Genomic DNA, 21,925 nt, shown 5'->3' with positions numbered 1-21,925 from the left:
AAGTTCCCGAGGAGACCCCCGATATGGCTCACATTCTCGTGGTGGACGATTCCAGCACCATGCGAGAGATCGTCGCCAGCTTCCTGAGCAAGAACGGCTTCGAGGTGGCGGTGGCCACCGACGGCCGCGATGGCCTGCACCAGCTGCAGAAGGACCCCGGCATCAAGCTGGTGGTCAGCGACGTCAACATGCCCAATATGGACGGCCTGACCATGGCCGAGAAGATACGCACCGAGCTGGGCAACAAGCAGGTGCGCATCGTGATGCTGACCACGGAAGACAACCAGAACATGCGCGAGCGTGGCAAGGCCATCGGCGTGACCGGCTGGATCGTCAAGCCCTTCAAGGGCGAGGCGGTGCTGGGACCGTTCAGGAAGCTGTGCGGGATGGCGTGAGATCGCCTGGTCGTGCGCATGAAAAAAGCCGCCCGAGGGCGGCTTTTGCTTGAGGGAATGCCTTTACAGGCCGGCCGCCGCACGCAGCGCAGCCGCTTTGTCCGTACGCTCCCACGTGAACTCCGGCTCTTCGCGGCCGAAGTGCCCATAGGCCGCGGTCTTGGAGTAGATCGGGCGCAGCAGGTCCAGCATCTGGATGATGCCCTTGGGGCGCAGGTCGAAGTGCTCCTGGACGAGCTTGGCGATCTGCTCGTCAGGGATGACGCCGGTGCCTTCGGTGTAGACGGTGACGTTCATCGGGCGGGCCACGCCGATGGCGTAGGCGACCTGGATCTGGCACTGGCGAGCCAGGCCGGCGGCCACGATGTTCTTGGCCACGTAACGGGCGGCATAGGCGGCCGAGCGGTCCACCTTCGTCGGGTCCTTGCCCGAGAAGGCGCCACCGCCGTGCGGGCAGGCGCCGCCGTAGGTGTCGACGATGATCTTGCGGCCGGTCAGGCCGCAGTCACCCTGCGGGCCGCCGATGACGAAGCGGCCGGTCGGGTTGACCAGGTACTTGGTCTCCTGCAGCCATTCCTTGGGCAGCACGGGCTTGATGATCTCCTCGATGACGGCCTCGTAGAACTCGGGCTTCATCTTGTCGCCCAGGCTCATCTCGGGGGCGTGCTGGGTGGAGAGCACCACGGTGTCGATGCTGTGCGGCTTGCCGTCGACATAGCGCATCGTGACCTGGCTCTTGGCGTCCGGGCGCAGGAAGGGCAGGCGGCCGTCCTTGCGCAGCTGGGCCTGGCGCTCCACGAGGCGGTGGGCGTAGTAGATGGGCGCGGGCATCAGCTCGGGCGTCTCGTCGCAGGCGTAGCCGAACATCAGGCCCTGGTCGCCGGCGCCGGTGTTCAGGTGGTCGTCGCTGGCATGGTCCACGCCCTGGGCGATGTCATTGGACTGCTTGTCGTAGGCGACCAGCACGGCGCAACCCTTGTAGTCGATGCCGTACTCGGTGTTGTCGTAGCCGATGCGCTTGATGGTGTCCCGCGCGACCTGGATGTAGTCGACATGGGCGTTGGTGGTGATCTCGCCCGCCAGCACCACGAGGCCCGTGTTGCAGAGGGTCTCAGCCGCTACGCGCGAACGGGGATCCTGGGTGAAGATGGCATCGAGGATCGCGTCGGAGATCTGGTCCGCGACCTTGTCGGGGTGGCCTTCCGAGACCGACTCCGAAGTGAAGAGAAAATCGCTGTTCGCCACGTTTTTAAACTCCAGTGTGTTAGTCCATCGGCGTTGCCGTGCTGGTGGAGTCAGGCGGCGAACGCTTTAGCGGCATTTGTGGAGCCTTTCAGCCCGGCGGCCCAGGTGATCTCTCGATCCGGACCGCATCGCCCCGCAAGTTGTCCAAGTTAACTCGGCGATCTGTTCATTATAGAAACATGCTCCTGCTGCGCTTGCTGTCTCGGTGTCCCCTGTGGTTTTTGCACGGCCTGGGCGCCTGCGTGGGCTGGCTCAGCTGGCTGCTGAGCCCGTCCTACCGCCGCCGTATCCGTGAGCACAGGGCGCTGGCGGGCCTGCGGGGCTGGCAGGGCATGGGCGCGGTGGCGGAGGCGGGGCGCATGCTCGCCGAGCTGCCGTGGCTGTGGCTGCGGCCCGCGGATCGCCCCCTGGGCACCCGCGTGCGATGGGAGGGCGATGAGCACATCCGCGCCCTGCCGCCGGGCCGAGGCCTGCTCTTCCTGACGCCGCACATGGGCTGCTTCGAGGTCACGGCCCAGGCCTATGCCGAGCAGTTCGCTGCCAGCCACGGCGCCATCACCGTGCTCTACCGCCCCGCGCGCAAGGCCTGGATGCGCGGCATCGTCGCGGCCTCGCGCCAGCGGCCGGGGCTGGAGGCGGCGCCGGCCACGCTGTCCGGCGTGCGCCAGATGCTGCGCGCCCTGCGCCAGGGGCGGACCGTGGGCCTGCTGCCTGACCAGGTGCCGCCGCTGGGGCAGGGCGTCTGGGCGCCTTTCTTCGGCAAGCCGGCCTACACCATGACCCTGGCCCAGCGTCTGGCCCTGCAGACCGGCGCCAGCGTGCTGCTGGCCTGGGGTGAGCGTCTCTCCTGGGGGCGAGGCTATGTGGTGCATGTGCGACCCGGTCCGCAAATCCCGGCCGATTCCAGTCCAGAATGCGCGGCCGAGCTCATCAACCAGTCCATGCAAGCCTTGATCCTGGAAGCGCCCGACCAATACCTCTGGGGCTACAACCGCTACAAGTCGCCCCGCGAGGGCGGGCTCGAATGAGTGCGCGCCTGCTGATCGGCCTGCTGTGGCTGCTGCATTTCCTGCCGCTGGGCCTGCTGGCCGCTCTGGGCCGCGGCCTGGGTCGGCTGCTGTGGTGGCTGGCCGGGAGCCGGCGTCGCATCGCCCTCAAGAACCTGGAGCTGTGCTTTCCCGAGCTGCCGGCGGCCGAGCGCGAGGCCCTGGCCCGCGAGCACTTCGCCATGGTGGGGCGCAGCCTGCTGGAGCGCGGCCTGCTGTGGTTTGCCTCGCCCGAGCGCCTGCAGCGGCTGATCCGCATCAAGGGCAATATCCGGCTGGCCGAGCAGACCCCCGGTGCCATGATGTGGCTGCTGCCGCATTTCGTGGGCCTGGAATGGGTGGGCCCGGCCCTGATGCTCAACCAGAAGCGGCCCGGCGTGGACGTCTACCAGCCGCAGAGCAACGCCGTGCTCGACGCCCGCATCCTGGCCGGGCGATCGCGCTTCGGGACCACGGCCTTCGTCGACCGTCATGACGGCATCCGCCCCGTGCTGCGCCTGATCAAGCAGGGCTATGCCTTCCTCAATGCGCCCGACCTGGACCATGGCGAGAAGGACTCCGCCTTCGTGCCCTTCTTCGGCGTGCCGGCCTGCACCCTGCTCGCCCCGGCCCGCATGGCGGCCAGCCAGGGCATGGTGGTGCAGCCCCTGGTGGTGACCATGCTGCCGGGCGGGCAGGGCTACGAGGTCGAAGCCTGTGAACCCATCCCGGGCTACCCGAGCGAGGACCCGCTGGCGGACGCGCACACCGTCAATGCCTGGCTGGAGGCCCGCGTGCGGCGTCATCCGGCCCAGTACTTCTGGGTCCACAAGCGCTTCAAGACGCGCCCGGCCGGCGAGCCGTCGGTGTACTGACGCCCTGATAATGGCCGCATGAAGCTGCGATTCACCAAGATGCAGGGCGCCGGCAATGACTTCGTGGTCATCGACGCCACCCGCGAACCCCTGGGCCTGAGCCCCGAGCAGATCCGCCACCTGGGCGACCGCCGCTTCGGCGTGGGCTGCGACCAGATCCTGGTGATCGAGTCCAGCAATGAGCCTGGCGTGGACTTCCGCTACCGCATCTTCAACAACACCGGCGACGAGGTCGAGCACTGCGGCAATGGCGCGCGCTGCTTCGTGCGCTATGTGTCCGAGAAGGGCCTGTCCGACAAGCGCAGCGTCAAGGTGCGCACCGTCAACCGGCTGCTCGAGCTGCACCTGCGCGACGACGGCCGGGTCAGCGTGGACATGGGGCCACCGGCCTTCGACCACCCCTCGCTGCCCTTCGACCCCGCGGGCCTTGTGGCGCGCAAGGAAGGGCAGGGCGAGCTGTGGTCCCTGCCCCTGGCCGACGGCGACGCCTGCGAGGTGGCCGTCCTGTCCATGGGCAATCCGCATGCGGTGCAGCGCGTGGCAGACGTCGACCACGCGCCCGTGTCCCAGCGCGGCCCGCAGGTCGAGGGTCACGCCGCCTTCCCGCGCCGCGTCAACGCCGGCTTCCTGCAGGTCATCGACCGCGGCCATGTGAAGTTGCGCGTCTATGAGCGCGATGCGGGCGAGACGCTGACCTGCGGCACCGGCGCCTGCGCGGCCGTGGTGGCCGGCATCCGCCTGGGCTGGCTGGACGAAGCCGTGGAAGTGCAGACGCGCGGCGGCCAGCTGCGCATCGAATGGGCCGGCCTGAGCCAGGGCCCGCAGGCCCCGGTCTGGATGACCGGCCCGGCCGAGACCGTGTTTGAAGGAGAGATCTCGCTGTGAGCACCCAAGACGACGCCCCGCAGGGCCTGACCGAGCAGGACCTCGCCCAGTACCTGCTGCGCAACCCCGGCTTCTTCCAGCGCCACGCCGAACTGCTGGCCAGCGTGCAGCTGAGCCATCCGCATGGTCAGCGGGCGGTGAGCCTGCAGGAGCGCCAGGCCGAGATGCTGCGCGAGAAGATCAAGGGACTGGAGCACAAGCTCATCGAGATGATCCGCAATGGCCAGGAGAACGTCGCCATTGCCGACCGCCTGCACGCCTGGACCCTGAGCCTGATGCTCACGGCAGACGCGGCCGCCCTGCCCGAGGTGCTGCTGCGCGAGCTGCGTCATCACTTCCTGATTCCCGCCGCGGGCCTGCGGCTGTGGGGCCTGGACGCTGCCCATGCCGCGGCCGACTACGCGCAGCCCGTCACCGAGGACCTGCGCAGCTTTGCCGCCAGCCTGGCCCAGCCCTATTGCGGCGTGAACAGCGGTTTCGAGGCCGTGCGCTGGCTGGGCGACGAGGCGGCCATCGCCTCGCTGGCCCTGATCCCTCTGCGCCGTGGCTCCGCCGCCGAACCCTTCGGCCTGCTGCTGCTGGGCTCGCCGGACCCGACGCGCTACACGGCCGAAATGGGCACCGAGTTCCTGCAGCGCATCGGCGAGCTCGCCGGTGCTGCCCTGACGCGGCTGCTGCCGGATGGACAGGCCGGCGCCTGAACCTACAGCGCCGGTGCCGCTGCCGCTGACGCAGCAGCGCTACCTGGAACACCTTCGCGTGGAGCGCCGGCTGGCGCTGCGCACGCTGGTCCTCTACGAACAGGCCCTGCGCCGCCTGTGCCAGCTGGCCGATGAAGCGGGGGTGGCGCTGGAGCGCGTCAGCGTCCAGCAGGTGCGGCGCTGGGTCGCGCGTCTGCATGGACAAGACCTGTCCCCGCGCAGCCTGGCCCTGATGATGTCGGCCTGGCGCAGCTGGTACCGCTGGATGGGCCGGCAGGGCCTGGTCGAACTCAATCCGGTGGACGGCCTGCGCGCCCCCAAGGGCAGCAAGCTGCTGCCCAAGGCCCTGGCGGTGGACGACGCAGTGCAGCTGGCGTCCTACCGCGATGAGTCCGCGGACCCGGTGCGCGAGGCCTGCGACACGGCCCTCGTGGAGCTGCTCTACAGCTGCGGGCTGCGCGTCGGCGAGCTGGTGGGCCTGGACGTGGTGCCGGGCGCGAGCGCCCGCGGCTGGCTGGACCTGGACGGCGCCGAGGCGCATGTGCTGGGCAAGGGCAGCAAGCAGCGCATCGTGCCCATCGGCAGCGCCGCGCTCGCGGCCGTGCGCGGCTGGCTGCAGTGCCGCGGGGAATGGCTGGCCGCCGGCAGCACCGAGACGGCCCTCTTCATCGGCCCGCGCGGGGGGCGCATGGGGGCCACCCAGGTGCGCCAGCGCCTGGGCCAGCGTGCCCTGGCGGCAGGGTCGCCCAGCCACGTGCACCCGCACATGCTGCGGCATTCCTTCGCCTCCCACGTCCTGCAGTCCAGCGGGGACCTGCGCGCGGTGCAGGACCTGCTGGGCCACGCCAACATCAGCACCACCCAGGTCTATACCAAGCTGGACTTCCAGCACCTGGCCAAGGTCTATGATGCCGCCCACCCGCGCGCCCGCAAGCGATGACCTGCCGTCGCCGCGGGGGCCTGATTCCGGCCTTGCCCGCAAGGCCTGTCCGACCTCCTGATCGACTGCCCATGCTTCGCCCCAGCCTGCTTTCCCGATCCCTTCTTGCCGCCGGTCTGGCCGGCGCCGCCCTTGCTGTCTCGCAGCCAGCCTGCGCAGCCGGGTCTGAAAGTGGGACCGCGCCCCGGCGTCCGGCCGAATCGCGCCCCGTGGCCTGGGAGGTCAACTGGACGCAGCTCAAGTCCGCGGACGGTGCGCCCATCGGCATGCTGGGCGCCGGCGCCCTGGTGGCAGTCAACGACGACTGGGGCCTGGGGCCGACGATCTATGGCGCGGCGCGCGGCGACTTCGGCGGGCTCTTCGTCTTCGGCATGACGGGGCAGCGTCGCTGGCGACTCGGCCCCAACACCCATCTGGCCGCCAGCTTCTTCGCCGGCGGTGGCGGCGGGCGGTCCTCGGAGAGCGTCCACTTCGGCAGCGGACTGATGATCCGGCCCGAGCTCTCGGTCCGCACGGAGTTCGGCCGCTGGTACGCAGGGGCGGGGATCTCGCACCTGCGCTTCCCCAGCGGCAATTTGAGCGGCAGCCAGGTCAGCCTGTCCTTTGGCCGCATGGGCCTGTTCGATGGCTTCGACGTGGCAGGCCATGGCGTGCAGGGCGAGATCAGCACGCGCTCCGGTCTGGGCTTCGACGAGGTGTCGCTGAGCAGTGCCGTCTACCGGCCCGCCGACTCGCAGCGGACCCGCTCCGGACGGAGCATGGGGCGGAACACGGCCGTGATCGGCGCTGATCTCCGCCAGTACTTCGCCCCAGGCGCCTGGCTGGGCCTGGAGGCCAGCGGCGCGGCCAAGGGGGGCATCGACGGCTACATGGAAGTGCTCGGCACCGCCGGGCAGGATTGGGAGATCGGGCGCAGCGGCCTGCGCGTCGGCGGGCAGCTGGCGATGGGCCTGGCGGGCGGTGGCGACGTGTCCACCGGCAGTGGCTGGATCTGGCGTGCGGGGCCCAGCATCCGCTGGCAGAGCCCCTGGGGGCCGGCTGTTCGCATGGAGCTGGGCAAGCTGTGGTCCCGCGGAACCTTCACGGCACCCTATCTGCGCGCCAGCCTGTCCTTGCCGCTGGAGCCCCTGAAACGGCGCGAGGCGCCTGAGGCCCTGCTGGGCGGCGAAGTCCATGAACAGGCCATGTATGCCACGCTGCAGCGCATCCCTCATGTCGCCTTCAAGGACGGCAGCCAGGAGGGCGTCACGCAGCAGGGGCTGCTGCTGGTCCGCAGCCTGGGCGCGCATGCCTACGGCGCGGCAGCCGCCGGCGCGGCCGTGCAGGGCAAGGCCGGCGCCTATGCCTACGGTCTCTTCGGCCTGGGCCTGCGCAGCGACCCGCTGTGGGGCAGCCGTTGGCGGGTCGGCGGCGAGATGATGCTGGGCGCCGGTGGCGGTGGTGGCGTGGGCCTGGGCGGTGGCGCGCTGCGCCAGTCCGAGGCCTGGCTCCAGTGGCAGGGGCAGGAGGACTACAAGCCTCTGCGTGTGCGCGTGGGCGTCGGCCGCTGGCAGGACCTGCGCGGGCGCGGCGCGTCCAGCTCGCAGCTGAACCTCGCGCTGGGCTACGCCTGGGGCACGCTGTAAGGGCTGCCGACTCTGGCGCGACAATACGCGCCATGAAAGTCATTCGTCTGAGAGCCGGCAAGGAGCGTTCGCTGCTGCGCCGTCATCCCTGGGTCTTCCAGGGTTCCGTGGAAAAGGGCAAGGCCGACGCCGGTGAAACCGTGCGGGTGGAGTCAGACAGCGGGCAATTCCTGTGCTGGGCATCCTTCAGCCCCAGCTCCATGATCCGGGTGCGGGCGTGGAGCTTCGACGAGTCCGAGCGCGTCGACGCCGAATTCTTCGACCGCCGCGTGCGCCGTGCCATCGCCGTGCGCGAGCGCATGCCCATCGTCTCCAATGCCCGGCGGCTGATCCATGGCGAGGCCGATGGCCTGCCGGGGCTGATCGTCGATCGCTACGACGACACGCTCGTCGCCCAGTTCCTCTCCGCTGGCACCGAGCGCTGGAAGCAGACCATCGCCGACAGCCTGGTGGCCGCCACCGGCCTGAGCCGCCTCTACGAACGCTCGGATTCCGGGGTGCGCCAGCTGGAAGGCCTGCCGCCCGTGACCGGCTGGCTGCGTGGCGACGGCCACACCGAGCTGACCATCGAGGAGCATGAGTGGAAGCTCACGCTGGACGTTCAGGAAGGCCACAAGACCGGCTACTACCTGGACCAGCGCGACAACCGCAAGAAGTTCGCCGAGACCGTGCGCCAGTACGGCCTGCAGCGCGTGCTGAACTGCTACTGCTACACCGGCGGCTTCTCGGTGGCAGCGCTGGCCGGCGGCGCGGCCGAGGTGACCAGCGTGGACTCCTCCGGCCCGGCCCTGGCCCGCGCCAATGCCCACGTGACGCTCAACGGCTTCGACCCCGCCCGCCACACGGCCCTGGATGCCGACGTCAACCAGACCCTGCGCGACTTCATCAAGCAGGGCCGGACCTTCGACGCCATCGTGCTGGACCCGCCCAAGTTCGCGCCCACCGCCGCTCATGCCGAGCGCGCCGCCCGCGCCTACAAGGACATCAACCGCCTGGCCTTCAAGCTGCTGGAGCCCGGTGGCGTGCTCTTCACCTTCTCCTGCTCCGGCGGGGTGGGGCCCGAGCTCTTCCACAAGATCGTGGCGGGGGCGGGCATGGATGCCGGGGTGGATGGCTTCATCCTGGACCGCGTGGGCGCCACGCCGGACCATCCGCAGACCATCTGCTTCCCGGAAGGGGAGTACCTGAAGGGACTGTTGCTGCTGAAGCGATGAAACAGGGCTTCTCAGGGTGTGCCCTATAGAGGGGACAAGACGCTTCGAGGTATACCTCCGACCTCGCGCCCAAAGATGGCAAATCCGTGAACTTCGTCACGGCAGTCCAAGCCATCCGGCAGTGCCCCGGGCGCGCATTTCAACGAGGGAATTTCAATGAAAGTCTTGTCTTCTCTGGCGCTGGCGCTGCTGAGCGCCGGTGCCCTGTCTTCGGCCCAGGCCAGCACCGCCATCACGAGCTTCGGCAAGGACCTGGTGCCCTTCACCGGCAACACCAGCGCGCCCGCTGACTGGCGCTTCCTGCCTGGCCAGAGCTTCAACGGCGTCGCCGGCGCCCTGGACGGCGTGGCCATGCTCAGCTTCCAGACCAAGGACGGCAACTCCTACGCCTGCTCCGGCTCCCTGCTGGCGGGTGGCCAGTACGTGCTGACCGCCGCGCACTGCGCCGACGACTTCGTCAAGATGAAGGTCGACTTCGGCTGGGCCGGCGGCGCCTCCACGGTGTCGCGCTCCGTGGCCGTCGGCAATGCCATCGTGCATTCCGGCTGGACCGGTGACCTGGACACGGGCGCCGACATCGCCCTGCTGCGCCTGGACGAGGCCGTCACCACCATCAAGGGCTACAAGCTCAGCAACACGCTGGACATCGGCAAGGACATCCTGGTGGCCGGCTACGGCACCACCCAGAAGGCGGACGTGAACTCGCCCACCAACTGGAACGACTGGATGTACGGCCACTACGCCTGGAACAAGATCGACGTCGACAGCAAGACCTTCAACAAGGCCGTCGGCGACGCCATCCCCGGCTGGTACGACCCCGACTACTACAAGTTCGGCGTGACCTATATGTCGGACTTCGACAGCGGCTCCGAAGGCAACAACACCCTGCAGATCCTGGCAGACGCCGTCGGGACCTCGCTGTGGGGCAGCGACACCGGCCACGGCAAGGATGAAGGCCTGATCGCCGGCGGCGACTCCGGTGGTGGCGACTTCGTCTGGGACGGCACCCAGTTCCTGCTGACCGGCGTGCACAGCTGGGGCTGGCAGGCCTGCCAGAGCTTCGGCCTGAGCTGCGATGCCGCCAAGAAGAACGGCTCCAGCTACGGTGACCTCTCCGGTTCCACCGCCGTCTACTCCCACCTCGCCTGGATCAATGCCCAGATGGGCGTCCCCGAGCCCGGCAGCGCCGCCCTGGCCCTGCTGGCCCTGTTCGGCCTGGGCGCCGTGCGCCGCCGCCCGCGTGCCTGAGCGCCTGCTCGCCTCGCATGGAAACGGCCCCTCGGGGCCGTTTTTCGTTGCGGGCCCGGGTGAGAGCACCGCCGCCGCGCTGCGCGGCCTCAGCCGGCCGGCAGATGCAGGCGCGGCGAGAACTTCGCCCGGTGCACGCTGAAGAAGGCCTTCACGTTGCGCACATTGCTGTCCGCGCCATAGAAGGTCTGGACCAGCTGGTGATACGCCGCCATGTCCGGCACCTGGATGACCAGCACGAAGTCCGGCCCGGGTGACACCTGGTAGCACTGCTGCACCTCTGCGCGGGCCACCGCCAGGGCCTGGAAGGCCGCGAGGGCTTCGGCCGTCTGGCGCTCCAGCGTGATCTCGACAATGGCGATGAGGCCGGCGCCCAGGAGCTCCGGGCTGAGGATGGCCACCTGCTGTTCGATCACCCCCAGCTCGCGCAGGCGCTTCACCCGGCGCAGGCAGGTGGCCGGCGACACGGCCGCCCGTCGCGCCAGGTCCAGGTTGGAGAGCGAGGCGTCGTCCTGCAGCACCCCCAGGATGCGGTGATCGGTGGCGTCGAGATGAATCAAGATTTCATTGATAGATGATTTTTGACCAATTTCATCTTATCTTTTGATGGGTGAAATTTATGGCCAAAATGGCCTGAAATTTGACTGCACATGCCGGAGGCGCCCTCCTAGGATTCGCACCCATCGCAGCCCACGGGGCTGTTCCAGAGGAGGTTTCATCCATGTGTGGCATCGTCGGCGCCGTTTCGCAGCGCAATATCGTCCCCATCCTGATCGAGGGCCTGAAGCGCCTGGAATACCGCGGCTATGACTCTTGCGGCGTGGCCGTGCACCAGGAGGGCGAGCTGCGTCGTGCCCGCAGCACCTCGCGCGTGGCCGAGCTGCACAGCCAGACTGCCGAGGACGGCATCGCCTCCGGCACCGGCATCGCCCATACCCGCTGGGCCACGCACGGCGTGCCGGCGGTGCACAACGCCCACCCGCATTTCTCGCACGGCGCCCATGCCGCACAGGGCGCGGCCGGCCGCATCGCCCTGGTCCACAACGGCATCATCGAGAACCACGATGAACTGCGCGCCGAGCTCAAGGCCCGCGGCTACACCTTCCACAGCCAGACGGACACCGAGGTCATCGCCCACCTGATCGACCATCTCTACCAGGGCGACCTGCTGGTGGCCGTGCAGCAGGCCGTGCAGCGACTCAAGGGGGCCTACGCCATCGCCGTGTTCAGCCGCGACGAGCCGCACCGCGTGGTCGGCGCCCGCGAGGGCTCGCCCCTGGTGCTGGGCGTGGGCACGGAAGCAGGGCAGGGCGAGTTCTTCCTGGCCTCCGATGCCATGGCGCTGGCCGGTGTCACCGACCAGATCGTCTACCTGGAAGAGGGGGACGTGGTGGACATGCAGCTGGGCCGCTACTGGATCACCCAGCGCCTGGCCGACAGCGAGCGCTTCGAGACCGTGCAGCGCGAAGTCCGCACCGTTCATGCGCACAGCGGCGCGGCCGAGCTGGGGCCCTATCGCCACTACATGCAGAAGGAGATCTTCGAGCAGCCCGTGGCCATCGCCAACACCCTGGACGCCGTGACGGGCATCAGCCCCGAGATCTTCGGTGACGGCGCCTACCGCGCCTTCAAGGAGATCGACTCCGTGCTGATCCTGGCCTGCGGCACCAGCTTCTATGCGGGCTCCACCGCCAAGTACTGGCTGGAGAGCATTGCCAAGATCCCGACCAGCGTGGAGATCGCCAGCGAGTACCGCTACCGCGACAGCGTGCCCAATCCGCGCACCCTGGTCGTCACCATCAGCCAGAGCGGTGAGACCGCCGATACCCTGGCCGCGCTGAAGCATGCGCGCGCGCAGGGCATGATGCACACCCTGACCGTCTGCAACGTTTCCACCAGCGCCATGGTGCGCGAGTGCGAGATGGCCTTCATCACCCGTGCCGGCGCCGAGATCGGCGTGGCTTCGACCAAGGCCTTCACCACGCAGCTGGTCGGTCTCTTCCTGCTGACCCTGGCCCTGGCCCAGACCCGCGGCCATCTGAGCGAGGCCCAGGAGGCTGAGCACCTCAAGGCCCTGCGTCACCTGCCCGTGGCCGTGCAGGCCGTGGTGGCCCTGGAGCCCCAGGTCATCGCCTGGAGCGAGGAGTTCGCCCGCAAGGAGAACGCCTTGTTCCTGGGCCGCGGCCTGCACTACCCCATCGCCCTGGAAGGCGCGCTGAAGCTCAAGGAGATCAGCTACATCCATGCGGAGGCCTATCCGGCCGGCGAGCTCAAGCACGGCCCCCTGGCCCTCGTGACGGCTGAGATGCCCGTGGTCACCGTGGCCCCCAACGATGCGCTGCTGGAGAAGCTCAAGAGCAATATGCAGGAAGTGCGCGCCCGCGGCGGTGAGCTCTTCGTCTTTGCCGACAGTGACACCCGGATCGAGAGCGAGCCGGGCCTGCACGTGATCCGCATGCCCGAGCACTACGGCGCCCTGAGCCCCATCCTGCACGTCATCCCGCTGCAGCTGCTGGCCTACCACACCGCCTGCGCGCGTGGCACGGACGTGGACAAGCCGCGCAATCTGGCGAAGAGTGTGACGGTGGAGTGAGGGGTGTTGGATTGACTCCGAGGTGACTGGAAGGAATAAAGTCAGTCGGTGTGGAATAAAGTCAGTCGGAAGTAACTGAAGAAGGGGCCGGGAGGCCCCTTCTTCTTTTCGGGTGATTCGAGTCGGTGGTGTTGGGCTGTCTGCCATGCAGCGGGGGCCTTCACAAGGCCAGCACCGACGGTGTGCTCTCGGCCATTGGCCGGCAGTTGTCCTCCAGCGATCAGAGCCGTTTGCCAGCGCGTCAGCTCGCCGGCCGACTTCCGTCAAAGTCGTCTGATCTGCATTGAAGAAATCGAGACACGCTGAGCGTTAGTCTTTCGGCGATTCGGCCTCGAGAATGGGGCGCAGGAGAAGTCGTGAGACGGAGTCGTTTTTCGGTGGAGCAGATCGTGGCGGTGCTCAAGCAAGTCGAGCTCGGCCAGTGCTGAAGGAACGATGTCCTCAGGCAGGGGATCGGTGAGTTCATAGCCATAAAGTCGCATGGCCCCTTCCTTTCGTGTTTGCTGATGATTGGTGGCAGCCTTCTAGGCGTCTGGCAAGGCGGCCTTGATGCACGCGAGGTCAGCGCAGCTTGCGGATCGCCATGTTGGCTGCGTTGATGTCGAAGCCCGCCGGGTCGAATGGGCCGCCCCACCAGGACCAGTAGTCGGCGTGCTGATCGTTCCGCGGGTCACGCATAGCCTGCAGAAAGTCCGTGTAGCCCGGTGGGCCTCCAACGTTCTCCGGTGGGCAGGCGTTCTCGCCGGCCAGGCACATTGGCCAGTCGTTGCGGCCGTCCTGGATCGGCAGCCGCTCTTCGACCGTGATGCGGTGATCCCACCCATCGCCGAAGTCGTAGCTGTACATGAACTCGGAGACCTCCTCGCCCAGTACGGCGCCGACAGTGAACTTGCGCTCGTCTCGCATGTCGCCACTGCCCGCCCATTCGTCGTCAGGGATGCCGTAGCGTTGTCGCTCGATGTGCCAGTCGTGCAGATGGCTGTTGGTCCAGCCCATGGCGGCCTGCACGATGCGGTTGAGCTTGGCAAGCTTGATGGTGTCGGGTACGAGGATGCGCCGCCAGATCAGGGGGGCAATGTGCTGCAGCTCGATGCGCAGCTGGTAGGCGATACGAGGCTGGGCGCGCTGGAACTTGGTGCTCATGCGCCCAGTGTCGCAGCACCTGCTGGCCAGTGGTGCTGCAGCAGTTCGCCAATACGGCTCGCCAGCTAGGACGGTACGTACGCAGCTCAATACAGAATGAGGTCTAGCAAGCTGCTAAGGTGCACGGCATGCACTCAGCGCGGAGCGCCAGTTTTCGACTAGCTGAATCCCGGGCGATTCAAGCAGTCTCTAATTCATCCTGAGCTCTGGCGCAGGCGTCGCCGGCACTCCCTGCAGCTCAGCAGCGGCGTTCTGTGAGGCCAAAGCTCGCTGATAGGCCTCTCGCTGCTGAAGCGAGTGCCAATAGCGCTCGACGTGGGGCGTGAAGCGCTCGCGCAGGCCCAGATGCTCGGCCAGCATCAAGGCATACCCGACTGACACATCGGCTGCAGTGAACCGGCCTCCGCACAGGAAGGGCTGATCCGCCAGGACCGGCTCCAGCGTTCGCAGTCGGGCCAGGAACCAGCGGGTGTAGTCCTGCACCACCTGCGGCTGTCGGCGCTCCTCGGGCTCGAAGCGGGTGTACCGCAGGATGAGCGTTTGGGGGAATGTGAGTGTGGCTTCGCCGAAGTGAAGGTAGTTGAGGAAGCTCGCGAAATGCGGCTCACCAGCTTCGACCTGCAGGGGCGTGGGCGCTGCCAAGGTGCAAAGGTAGTGGCAGATGGCCGCGGACTCCGTCATCCGCGCGGCCCCGTCGACCATCAGTGGGACGGTTCCAAGGGGATTGATGTCCAGATACGTCGGTGCCACGACCCGAGGAGGGAATGGCAGCATGACCAGCCGGTAGGGGAGAGACAGTTCCTCCACCATCCACAGCGGGCGGAACGACCGGGCGCTCATGCAGTGGTACAGGGTGATCATGGGGCGTCGGTTGGTATGAAGCGCGCTGTGAGCAGGAGGCCGTCTTGTCGCTCGCGAGCGCCGGCTGTTCCACGAGGTGCGGGTAGTGCCGGTGGCAACTCAGGTCAGATGAAGCCCGACATCAAGATACTCAAGAAGGCCAGCGCGACCCCGGCGCTGAAGATCAGCAGCGTCCGTTCGTAGTAGCGCTGGGTGTCGGTCGCCGGCGCAATGCGCAACATGCGGATGAGTGCGACGTACAGGCATGCCGAGCCAGCCAGGCAGCCCCAGAAGGTGAGCCGGTCATCGGCGCTGGTGAGTTTGAAGTTGCCCTCGGTCACCCAGTTGCCCAGGAAACCGATCAGGAAGCCCAGGATGATGCCAATGGCCGTGACCATGGGTTGACGGTAGTCCTTGAGGTCTACCGTTGCGGGCGCGGCGGGCTCATGATTTGAGATCGGTGCAGTCATCGTTGCTCGCTCCAGCTGCAGGTTCAGCCCAGCGGCGAAGCCATGGGGCGCCACGGTGCCGCGGCCGTGCTGCCTGTGTTCTGCCGCAGCACTTCATTGGCCGCCCTGAGGCCGGACAGGTACGCACCGTGGACCGTCTGATAGTACTGCCGCTCCGTCGCCTCTCCCGCGAAGAAGAGGCGGCCGTTGATGCTCTGGGCCAGGTCGTCCCGCTGTTGCGGCGTGGAACCGACCACGTGGCATGAGTAGGCGCCACGGGCATAGGGGTCAGCGGCCCAGCGGGTGACGAGGGCGTCCACAGGTGCGGGAATGCCTTGGCCAAACATGGTACGCAGGGCGCCCATCGCGCTTTGAACGATGGCCGTGTCGTCCCAGCTCTCGATCTTGCGTCCGAAGTCTGCTGCGTTGAAACCCATCAGCACCGGGCGGCCCGTGGGGCGGGCGAAGCTCACCCATTCCGCCCACTGGCCAGCCTTGCCCTGTCTGGGCAGCTGGTTCAGCCAGTCAAGGCGGCTGTTCCAGAACGTCTGAGGGAACAGCAGACAGCACTTGTTGAGCACACCAACGCCTAGCCCCTCGATCGCGGCACGCTTGCTGGTGGGCAGAGCCGGGGTGAAGTTGACGCGCCCCGATTTCAAAACGCCAAGCGGCAGGGTGACGACGACGTAGTGTGCGGAAAACTCACCCTGGTTGGTCTGCACGGTCACGCCGCTCGGGCCTTGGTAGGTGACTGCACTCACCTCATGTTTGAGCTTGATGTTGAGGCCGGCGGCGAGATGGGTGCTCAACAATTGGTAGCCATCGAGAAACAGGTGCTCGGGCCCCTCGAATGCCTCGCCACTGTCGAACCACTTCGCGGACAGTTGGTCCGCTGATGCGCCGTACTCGTGCTCGTAGGTGCCGTTGAGCGCGAAGTCGATCATCCGCTGCTCCAGCACCGGTCGATCCTGGTAGTCCAACTCGTCATAGACCAGCGCTTTGAGAGACTGCTCTTTTCGGCGATCCCGCTCGGCAATGGCCGTGGCGACTTGGCGTTGGATGGCTTCGAGCAGGCGGTTGTGGTGGTCGGCCAACTCGCCCCCTTCGCCGTCATAAGCCTCCGCGTTGTCGTACGTTGTCGAGGTCAGACGCGCGCCGAGCTGCTTGGCCAGCACGGCAACGGGGTTGCCCGGGCCGGCGCCGTGAATCCACGAGGCCCCTAAGTCCATGGCCGGGCCACGCCATGCCGTGCTGGTGTGCAGCCGTCCACCGATGCGGTCTCGGGCTTCCAAGACGAGCACCTCCAGGCCCGCCGTTCGAAGGCGTTGGGCCGCGGCGAGGCCCGAGATGCCGGCGCCGATCACGATCGCCTTGCGTGGCCCTTGGCTGGGCGTCATGCCGGCCTGGTCGCTCGCCCGACCGGTCAAGGCCAACGCTCGCTGAGTGCCGAGTCCCATGAAGGCTCCCAATCCCATTCCTGCTGTTTTCATGACGGTCCGACGCTTCATTGCTCAACCTTTCATTCGAATCGAGGGCCTCAAGCCCCGAGCGGGAGCGGCCCCGACCTGGACACGGGCTCGGTCAGTAGACGAATGAGCGCAGGCGCCGTCAAGGCTATGGCCAGGCCGTGTCCCGGAAATTGGGCTGGGGTGCGCTAGCGGGCGAGTACCTCTGCTGCCGCGCGTTGCCCGGACAGATAGGCTCCATGCACCGACTGGAAGTAGCGTGGATCCGTTGCCTCGCCTGCGAAGTACAAGGAGCGACCCACAGCCGCCGCGAGATCCTCGCGCATGCCGGGCGCCGAGCCGAGCTTGTTGAAGGAGTACGCGCCACGTGCGAAGGGGTCTGAGGCCCAGCGCGAGATTTGCCAGCTGACCGGATCGGGAATGCCCGCGCCGAACATCGTGCGCAGCGTGCGCATGGCACTGGCGACGATGTCCTGGTCTGACCACGCCTCCATGGCCTGCCCGACGGCGGCGGCGTTGAAACCGAGCAGGATCGGTTGGCCGGTCGGCCGTGCAAGGCTCACCCACTCGGCCCACTGGCCATTGCGCTCAGCACTCGGGATGTAGTTGAGCCAGTCCGTCTTGGTGTCCCAGAAGGCCGTGGGGAAGCGCAGGAAGCACTTGTTCAGGACGCCCATGCCCAGCTTGTCGATGGCTTGGGCTTTGCGTGCTGGCAGTGGGGGATCGAAGCTCACCTGCCCGGACTGCAGCACACCCAGCGGCAGCGTCACCACCACCGCCGCGCCGGAGAAGCTGCCCTGGCTGGTCTGGACGGTCACGCCCTGCTCGTTGTGGCGGACGCTCTGCACAACTTGTCCGAGTCGAACGTCGAGGTCCTTGGCCAGGAAGTCGATCAGCACGCGGTAGCCATCGAGAAACAAGCTCTCGACACCTTCGTAGCGGCTGTCGCTGTCAAACCAGAGAGCCGACAGCTGGCTGGCGTCACCGCTGTACTCGTGCTCATAGGTCGTGTTGATCAGGTAGTCGATGCGCTGCTGCTCCAGCGCGCTGCGCTCGTTGTAGCCGAGCCCGCGATAGACGGCGTCGCGCAAGGTGGTGTCACTCTCCGAGCGTTGGTAGTCGCTGATGGCCTTGCGAATGCTGGCGCGCAGGCTGTCGAGTTGCGCTGCACCCGCAGCGTCAAGCCGGCGACCGTCGGCCTCGAAGGCCTGGTCCCGGCCGAAGCTGGTCTGGGCCAGGCGAGCCCCGGCCCGACGTGCCAAGTCGGAGATCGGGTTGCCTGGGCCATCCCCGTGGATCCACGTGGCGCCCACATCCAGCGGGGCATCCGCCCATTGGGTGGATGTGAACAGCCGCCCGCCTAGGCGCTGCCGAGCCTCCAGGACGACCACCTCTCGACCCGCATCGCGCAGGCGGCGTGCGGCAGCAAGGCCAGCCATGCCAGCACCGATCACCAAGACCGCTTGCGCGCTCGGCGCAGGGCCCGGTGTGGGCGTCGGCGGCGGGCTCGGCGTGGGGCTGGGCGCCGGTGCCGGCGATGGAGTCGGCGACGGAGTCATGGGGGCATCCGCTCCGTCGGAGCCGCCGCCGCAGCCTGCCAAGGCCAGGGTTCCCGTCAAAGTGAAGAAGTGTCGTCGTTGCATGTCTTGCTCTGTTTGCTGGAGGGCCACCTGACTCCACGCAGGCGTGCCAGCCGGACGGTGGGCCCAGTCGTTGGCCTGTCTTGCCCGAGCCTGTCGGCTGCTTGGCGGAAGTGTCGAAGGCCGGCGTGGATGCAAGGATGAGGAACGGTGGAGGTTGTGTGGAGCGGGCCTGTTGCCCTCAGAATCGAGTGCAACAAAACACAAAAAAGGGTTCCGTATGCATGCCAAGAGTTCGGGTTCGGCGCTGGTCCTTGTCGTGGAGGACGAGTCCGAGATCGCCGACATCGTGGGCGCCTACCTTCAGCGGGAGGGGCTGCGCACGGCCTGGGCGCGCGATGGCAGGGAGGCGCTGCAGCTCCACTTGGCGCTCAATCCGGACCTGGTGCTGCTGGACGTGCAGATGCCGGTCATGGACGGGTGGGAGGTCCTCTCTGCCTTGCGGCAGCGGGGCGGGACGCCCGTCATCATGCTGACCGCTTTGGAGGGCGATGTGGACAAGATCTCCGCGCTGCGCATCGGGGCGGACGACTACATCGTCAAGCCCTTCAACCCTTCGGAGGTCGTGGCCCGCGTCCGGGCGGTGCTCCGTCGAACGCTGGTGGCGTCCGTGGACTTGTCCCCCGCCGTGCTGAAGGCTGGGCCCTTGGAGCTGGACCGTCAGAGCCACAGCGCTTGGCTGCATGTGCAGGGGGAGCGCCGCCCGCTGGTGCTCACGGTGACAGAGTTCCGGCTGCTCCAGGTGCTGGCGCAGGTGCCGACGCGTGTCTTCAGCCGTGCCGAACTCATGGATGCCTGCCTGCCCGAGGGTGACACGCAGGAGCGCACGATCGACAGCCACATGAGCAAGCTGCGCAAGAAGATCGAGCAGCTGGGGCTGGAGGGCATGCCCGCCGGCGTCCGAGGCGTTGGCTACTGTCTGGAGCGTCGATGAACCTGAGCTACGGCCTGGGGCGAAAGATCGCCAGCGCGGTGGCCAGCACGGTCCTGCTGGTCCATGCGGTGATCTTCATTCTCTGCTACGCCATCTACTACCTGGCGGGCAAGTACTGGCCCACGCTGTTCGACTGCGAATCGGACCTGCCGACCCTGCCAGACTTCCTGCTCTTCCTGGTGCTGGGGCTGGTGGCTGTGCTGGTGTCGCTCTACTTTTCCACGCGGATCGCCCGTCGCCTGGTGGAGCCGTTGAACAGCGTGGCCACCGGCATTCGCCGTGTGGCGGCAGGCGACCTTGACGCCCGGGCTCAGGCCACTGAGGCGCCGCTGGGCGAGGCGTCTGCGCTGGTTCAGGACTTCAACCAGATGGCAGAAAAGCTGCAGCGCGCTGTGAATGAACGAGCTCAGTGGAATGCGGCCATCGCCCACGAGCTTCGCACGCCGGTGACCATCCTGCGCGGGCGCCTGTTGGGCTTTGCCGATGGCGTCTTTCCTCCGACGGAAGAGGCGCTGCGCAAGCTGTTGACGCAGGTCGACGGGCTGTCCCGCCTGATCGAGGACTTGCGCCTGCTGAGTCTGTTTGAGTCCCATCAGCTGCGACTGGACCTTCGCAGTGTCAACCTCGAGCAAGAGATCCGGACGGTGGGCGATATCTACGAGCCCATGCTGCAAAAGGCAGGGCTGCGTCTGCGAATCCTGGTGGAGGCGATGCCAGTGCGCTGCGACCCGCTGCGCATCCGCCAGGCGCTGGTGGCCTTGCTGGACAACGCTCTGAAGTACGCCACGGCCGGTGAGCTCTGGGTTTGCTTCGCCCGCGAGGGGGAAGACAACGTCCTGCGAGTGAACGACGCTGGCCCCGGCCTGCCCGACGCCGCCATGCAGCAGGTCTTCCAGGCGTTTTGGCAGGCCGACAGTGTCAGCGCCAAGATCGCTGGCGGCAACGGGCTCGGACTGTCTGTCGTGAAGGCCATCGCGATGGCCCACGGCGGCGACGCCCGCTGCACGGCGAACGAAGCCGGTGGAACGAGCTTCTCGATCCGCTGGCCGATTGCATCTCCAGACGCGGCCCGCTCGACCGACTGACGCCCAGGGCGCCGCAAGCGCGCCTACCCGCCACTCACCCTCTCCATCCCTGCGCCGCAGCGCACCAGGCGAGGCGTTCGCACAACTGCACCGCGGTACACACGCCCACACCGGCGGAGCGCAGGCCTGGGGTCTTGTTGCCGGGCGCGCTTGCCGCGTGCGACCACCCCATGCCCCTGTCGCTTGTGCCGTCCGTGTGCACCTGCTGCATACACCTGCCGCATGCACCTGAAGCATGCATGCAAGCACCGGCTCAGCACCGCTGATGCCCACGCGCGGTGCGTGCGCCGGCAGCTTGCATCTGCCTGGCAACGGGCAACGCGCTCCGTTGGATCGACGCGGTGACGTCTGTCCTCCCGCGGGCTGACATACAAGGCAGACGCCCCCCCGTAACGTTGGCGCCGCTGTCCCCTCGAACGCCGGAGCCAGGCAGCAGCAAGGGCCGATCACTTCTCTCAATCCTGCCCTCCCCAACGCTCGACATTACGGAGATCCCCTGATGAAACTCTCGCCAGCCCGCTGTGCCCTGACGCTTCTTGGCGCTCTGCTCTTCGCCGCCGGAGGCGCTGCACACGCGGAAGAAGAAAAGGTCCTGAACGTCTACAACTGGTCGGACTACATCTCCGAGGAGACCATCCAGAAGTTCGAGAAGGAGACGGGCATCAAGGTCCGCTACGACGTCTTCGACAACAACGAGATCCTGCATGCCAAGCTCGTGGCTGGCCGGACGGGCTATGACGTGGTGGTACCCGGATCGAACTGGGCCGGCCTGCAGATCCTTGGCGGGCTGCTGCAGGAACTGGACAAGTCGAAGATCCCGAACCTCAAGAACATCGACCCGAGCATCAATGAGCGGCTCTCCAAGGTGGATCCTGGCAACAAGTTCCTGGTCACCTGGTTGTGGGGCTACACGACGGTCGGCATCAACGTCGACAAGGTGAAGGCTGCGCTGGGAGGACCGCTCCCTGAGAACGTGTGGGATCTCGTCATGAAGCCGGAGTACATCAGCAAGCTGAAGTCCTGCGGCGTGTCCTTCCTCGACTCCGCCGACGAGGTGGTCGTCGTGGCGCTGCAGTACCTGGGCCGGGACGGCGCGAACAAGACGCCGGCTGACTACGCGGCGGCGACTGCCCTGCTGAAGTCGATCCGTCCCTACGTGACGCTGTTCAGCTCCTCGGGCTACATCAACGACCTGGCGAGCGGCTCCTTGTGCGTGTCGGTCGGCTGGTCCGGCGACATCAACATCGCGCGGCAGCGTGCGATCGACGGCAAGACGGGCCAGAAGATCGAGGCGCTGATCCCCAAGACCGGCGGGCCTCTGTGGTTCGACACCATGGCGATTCCCGCGGATGCGCCGCATCCCGAGAATGCGCTCAAGTGGATCAACTTCATCCTTCGTCCTGAGATCAGCGCGTCGCTGACGAACAAGGTCTTCTACGCCAATCCCACCACCGCGGTATCCAAGAAGTTCGTCGTTCCTGACGTGGCGAACAACCCGACCGTGTTCTTGTCGGAAGAGAACCTGGCCCGGATGAAGAGCACCGCCGGCACCTTGAGCAACGAGAACCGGCGACAGCAGAACCGCGTCTATTCGGTGTTCAAGACCGGTCTGTGAGGAGCCG

The 21,925-nt window shown here is 67.2% G+C and carries 20 protein-coding genes; 13 read left to right on the top strand and 7 right to left on the bottom strand.

Translation table 11 applies throughout. From position 1 onward, the window contains the following. The first annotated feature begins 23 nt into the window (after window positions 1-23). Window positions 24-395, top strand: a complete 372-nt coding sequence (locus O9Y01_RS12630) for a response regulator (protein ID WP_183104062.1) — start codon at window positions 24-26, stop codon at window positions 393-395. Window positions 396-458: 63 nt separating this feature from the next. On the opposite strand, the gene metK is transcribed toward O9Y01_RS12630, so the two are convergent. Next, window positions 459-1,640 carry a methionine adenosyltransferase gene (gene metK / locus O9Y01_RS12625; RefSeq protein WP_269631936.1) on the bottom strand — a complete coding sequence of 394 codons (1,182 nt, stop codon included), beginning with the start codon at window positions 1,638-1,640 and terminating at the stop codon, window positions 459-461. 179 nt (window positions 1,641-1,819) lie between these two features. Between metK and O9Y01_RS12620 the strand changes: the two genes are divergently transcribed. The 8 genes from O9Y01_RS12620 (at window position 1,820) to O9Y01_RS12585 (ending at window position 10,153) form a co-directional block, all read left to right on the top strand. After that, on the top strand, window positions 1,820-2,668 hold the full coding sequence (locus O9Y01_RS12620) for a lysophospholipid acyltransferase family protein (RefSeq protein ID WP_269631935.1): 849 nt from the start codon (window positions 1,820-1,822) through the stop codon (window positions 2,666-2,668). Beyond that, window positions 2,665-3,540, top strand: coding sequence for a lysophospholipid acyltransferase family protein (locus O9Y01_RS12615; RefSeq protein ID WP_269631934.1), 876 nt, complete (start codon window positions 2,665-2,667; stop codon window positions 3,538-3,540). The genes O9Y01_RS12620 and O9Y01_RS12615 overlap by 4 nt, the downstream gene beginning before the upstream one ends. An 18-nt stretch (window positions 3,541-3,558) precedes the next feature. After that, complete coding sequence (gene dapF / locus O9Y01_RS12610) at window positions 3,559-4,425, top strand: diaminopimelate epimerase (protein WP_269631933.1); 867 nt, start codon at window positions 3,559-3,561, stop codon at window positions 4,423-4,425. Beyond that, complete coding sequence (locus tag O9Y01_RS12605; protein WP_269631932.1) at window positions 4,422-5,126, top strand: DUF484 family protein; 705 nt, start codon at window positions 4,422-4,424, stop codon at window positions 5,124-5,126. The genes dapF and O9Y01_RS12605 overlap by 4 nt, the downstream gene beginning before the upstream one ends. Continuing rightward, window positions 5,107-6,066, top strand: a complete 960-nt coding sequence (locus O9Y01_RS12600; RefSeq protein ID WP_269631931.1) for a tyrosine recombinase XerC — start codon at window positions 5,107-5,109, stop codon at window positions 6,064-6,066. The genes O9Y01_RS12605 and O9Y01_RS12600 overlap by 20 nt, the downstream gene beginning before the upstream one ends. Window positions 6,067-6,275: 209 nt before the next feature. Next, complete coding sequence (locus O9Y01_RS12595; RefSeq protein ID WP_269631930.1) at window positions 6,276-7,691, top strand: hypothetical protein; 1,416 nt, start codon at window positions 6,276-6,278, stop codon at window positions 7,689-7,691. Window positions 7,692-7,723: 32 nt separating this feature from the next. Next, a complete protein-coding gene (locus tag O9Y01_RS12590; protein ID WP_269631929.1) occupies window positions 7,724-8,905 on the top strand; it encodes a class I SAM-dependent rRNA methyltransferase in 1,182 nt (393 codons plus the stop codon). A gap of 156 nt (window positions 8,906-9,061) precedes the next feature. After that, a complete protein-coding gene (locus O9Y01_RS12585; RefSeq protein WP_269631928.1) occupies window positions 9,062-10,153 on the top strand; it encodes a trypsin-like serine protease in 1,092 nt (363 codons plus the stop codon). Window positions 10,154-10,242: 89 nt separating this feature from the next. Here O9Y01_RS12585 and O9Y01_RS12580 read toward each other — a convergent pair whose 3' ends face one another. Continuing rightward, window positions 10,243-10,710 (bottom strand): Lrp/AsnC family transcriptional regulator, encoded by a 468-nt coding sequence (locus O9Y01_RS12580; protein WP_269632135.1) that lies wholly within the window; start codon window positions 10,708-10,710, stop codon window positions 10,243-10,245. Between the two features lie 164 nt (window positions 10,711-10,874). Between O9Y01_RS12580 and glmS the strand changes: the two genes are divergently transcribed. Further along, window positions 10,875-12,746, top strand: coding sequence for a glutamine--fructose-6-phosphate transaminase (isomerizing) (gene glmS, locus O9Y01_RS12575; RefSeq protein WP_269631927.1), 1,872 nt, complete (start codon window positions 10,875-10,877; stop codon window positions 12,744-12,746). A 561-nt stretch (window positions 12,747-13,307) separates the two neighbouring features. On the opposite strand, the gene O9Y01_RS12570 is transcribed toward glmS, so the two are convergent. From O9Y01_RS12570 to O9Y01_RS12550, 5 genes are all read right to left on the bottom strand, one after another. Then, entirely contained in the window at window positions 13,308-13,889 is a 582-nt protein-coding gene (locus O9Y01_RS12570) for a plasmid pRiA4b ORF-3 family protein (RefSeq protein WP_269631926.1), read from the bottom strand. Between the two features lie 189 nt (window positions 13,890-14,078). After that, a complete protein-coding gene (locus O9Y01_RS12565) occupies window positions 14,079-14,750 on the bottom strand; it encodes a glutathione S-transferase family protein (protein WP_269631925.1) in 672 nt (223 codons plus the stop codon). Between the two features lie 104 nt (window positions 14,751-14,854). Beyond that, entirely contained in the window at window positions 14,855-15,199 is a 345-nt protein-coding gene (locus tag O9Y01_RS12560; RefSeq protein WP_269631924.1) for a hypothetical protein, read from the bottom strand. Between the two features lie 23 nt (window positions 15,200-15,222). Continuing rightward, window positions 15,223-16,686 (bottom strand): flavin monoamine oxidase family protein, encoded by a 1,464-nt coding sequence (locus O9Y01_RS12555; protein WP_269631923.1) that lies wholly within the window; start codon window positions 16,684-16,686, stop codon window positions 15,223-15,225. Window positions 16,687-16,832: 146 nt separating this feature from the next. Next, the gene (locus O9Y01_RS12550; protein ID WP_269631922.1) at window positions 16,833-18,287 is read right to left on the bottom strand and encodes a flavin monoamine oxidase family protein; all 1,455 of its coding nucleotides are present in this window, start codon (window positions 18,285-18,287) and stop codon (window positions 16,833-16,835) included. A 217-nt stretch (window positions 18,288-18,504) separates the two neighbouring features. Here O9Y01_RS12550 and O9Y01_RS12545 point away from each other — a divergent pair, with 217 nt between their 5' ends. The 3 genes from O9Y01_RS12545 to O9Y01_RS12535 all read left to right on the top strand — a co-directional run bounded on the left by O9Y01_RS12545 (window position 18,505) and on the right by O9Y01_RS12535 (window position 21,918). After that, window positions 18,505-19,218, top strand: coding sequence for a response regulator (locus O9Y01_RS12545; protein WP_269631921.1), 714 nt, complete (start codon window positions 18,505-18,507; stop codon window positions 19,216-19,218). Further along, window positions 19,215-20,303, top strand: a complete 1,089-nt coding sequence (locus O9Y01_RS12540; protein WP_269631920.1) for an ATP-binding protein — start codon at window positions 19,215-19,217, stop codon at window positions 20,301-20,303. Before O9Y01_RS12545 ends, O9Y01_RS12540 begins: the two co-directional genes overlap by 4 nt. A gap of 499 nt (window positions 20,304-20,802) precedes the next feature. Further along, window positions 20,803-21,918, top strand: a complete 1,116-nt coding sequence (locus O9Y01_RS12535; protein ID WP_269631919.1) for a polyamine ABC transporter substrate-binding protein — start codon at window positions 20,803-20,805, stop codon at window positions 21,916-21,918. The last annotated feature ends 7 nt before the right edge of the window (window positions 21,919-21,925 follow it).

This window comes from Pelomonas sp. BJYL3, from assembly GCF_027257975.1.
In the GTDB taxonomy this organism is placed as follows: Bacteria; Pseudomonadota; Gammaproteobacteria; order Burkholderiales; family Burkholderiaceae_C; genus Roseateles_B; species Roseateles_B flavus.
Note: the sequence above shows the minus strand (reverse complement) of the source record. Positions and strands in the feature narration are given on the sequence as shown.

Coding starts and splice junctions, on each gene's coding strand:
- O9Y01_RS12600 (WP_269631931.1), top strand. CDS start 5,107: ATGGACAGGCCGGCGCCTGAACCTACAGCGCCGGTGCCGCTGCCGCTG.
- O9Y01_RS12565 (WP_269631925.1), bottom strand. CDS start 14,750: ATGATCACCCTGTACCACTGCATGAGCGCCCGGTCGTTCCGCCCGCTG.
- O9Y01_RS12630 (WP_183104062.1), top strand. CDS start 24: ATGGCTCACATTCTCGTGGTGGACGATTCCAGCACCATGCGAGAGATC.
- O9Y01_RS12550 (WP_269631922.1), bottom strand. CDS start 18,287: ATGCAACGACGACACTTCTTCACTTTGACGGGAACCCTGGCCTTGGCA.
- O9Y01_RS12545 (WP_269631921.1), top strand. CDS start 18,505: ATGCATGCCAAGAGTTCGGGTTCGGCGCTGGTCCTTGTCGTGGAGGAC.
- O9Y01_RS12615 (WP_269631934.1), top strand. CDS start 2,665: ATGAGTGCGCGCCTGCTGATCGGCCTGCTGTGGCTGCTGCATTTCCTG.
- O9Y01_RS12570 (WP_269631926.1), bottom strand. CDS start 13,889: ATGAGCACCAAGTTCCAGCGCGCCCAGCCTCGTATCGCCTACCAGCTG.
- O9Y01_RS12535 (WP_269631919.1), top strand. CDS start 20,803: ATGAAACTCTCGCCAGCCCGCTGTGCCCTGACGCTTCTTGGCGCTCTG.
- glmS (WP_269631927.1), top strand. CDS start 10,875: ATGTGTGGCATCGTCGGCGCCGTTTCGCAGCGCAATATCGTCCCCATC.
- O9Y01_RS12585 (WP_269631928.1), top strand. CDS start 9,062: ATGAAAGTCTTGTCTTCTCTGGCGCTGGCGCTGCTGAGCGCCGGTGCC.
- O9Y01_RS12620 (WP_269631935.1), top strand. CDS start 1,820: ATGCTCCTGCTGCGCTTGCTGTCTCGGTGTCCCCTGTGGTTTTTGCAC.
- dapF (WP_269631933.1), top strand. CDS start 3,559: ATGAAGCTGCGATTCACCAAGATGCAGGGCGCCGGCAATGACTTCGTG.
- O9Y01_RS12540 (WP_269631920.1), top strand. CDS start 19,215: ATGAACCTGAGCTACGGCCTGGGGCGAAAGATCGCCAGCGCGGTGGCC.
- O9Y01_RS12590 (WP_269631929.1), top strand. CDS start 7,724: ATGAAAGTCATTCGTCTGAGAGCCGGCAAGGAGCGTTCGCTGCTGCGC.
- O9Y01_RS12560 (WP_269631924.1), bottom strand. CDS start 15,199: ATGACTGCACCGATCTCAAATCATGAGCCCGCCGCGCCCGCAACGGTA.
- O9Y01_RS12555 (WP_269631923.1), bottom strand. CDS start 16,686: ATGAAGCGTCGGACCGTCATGAAAACAGCAGGAATGGGATTGGGAGCC.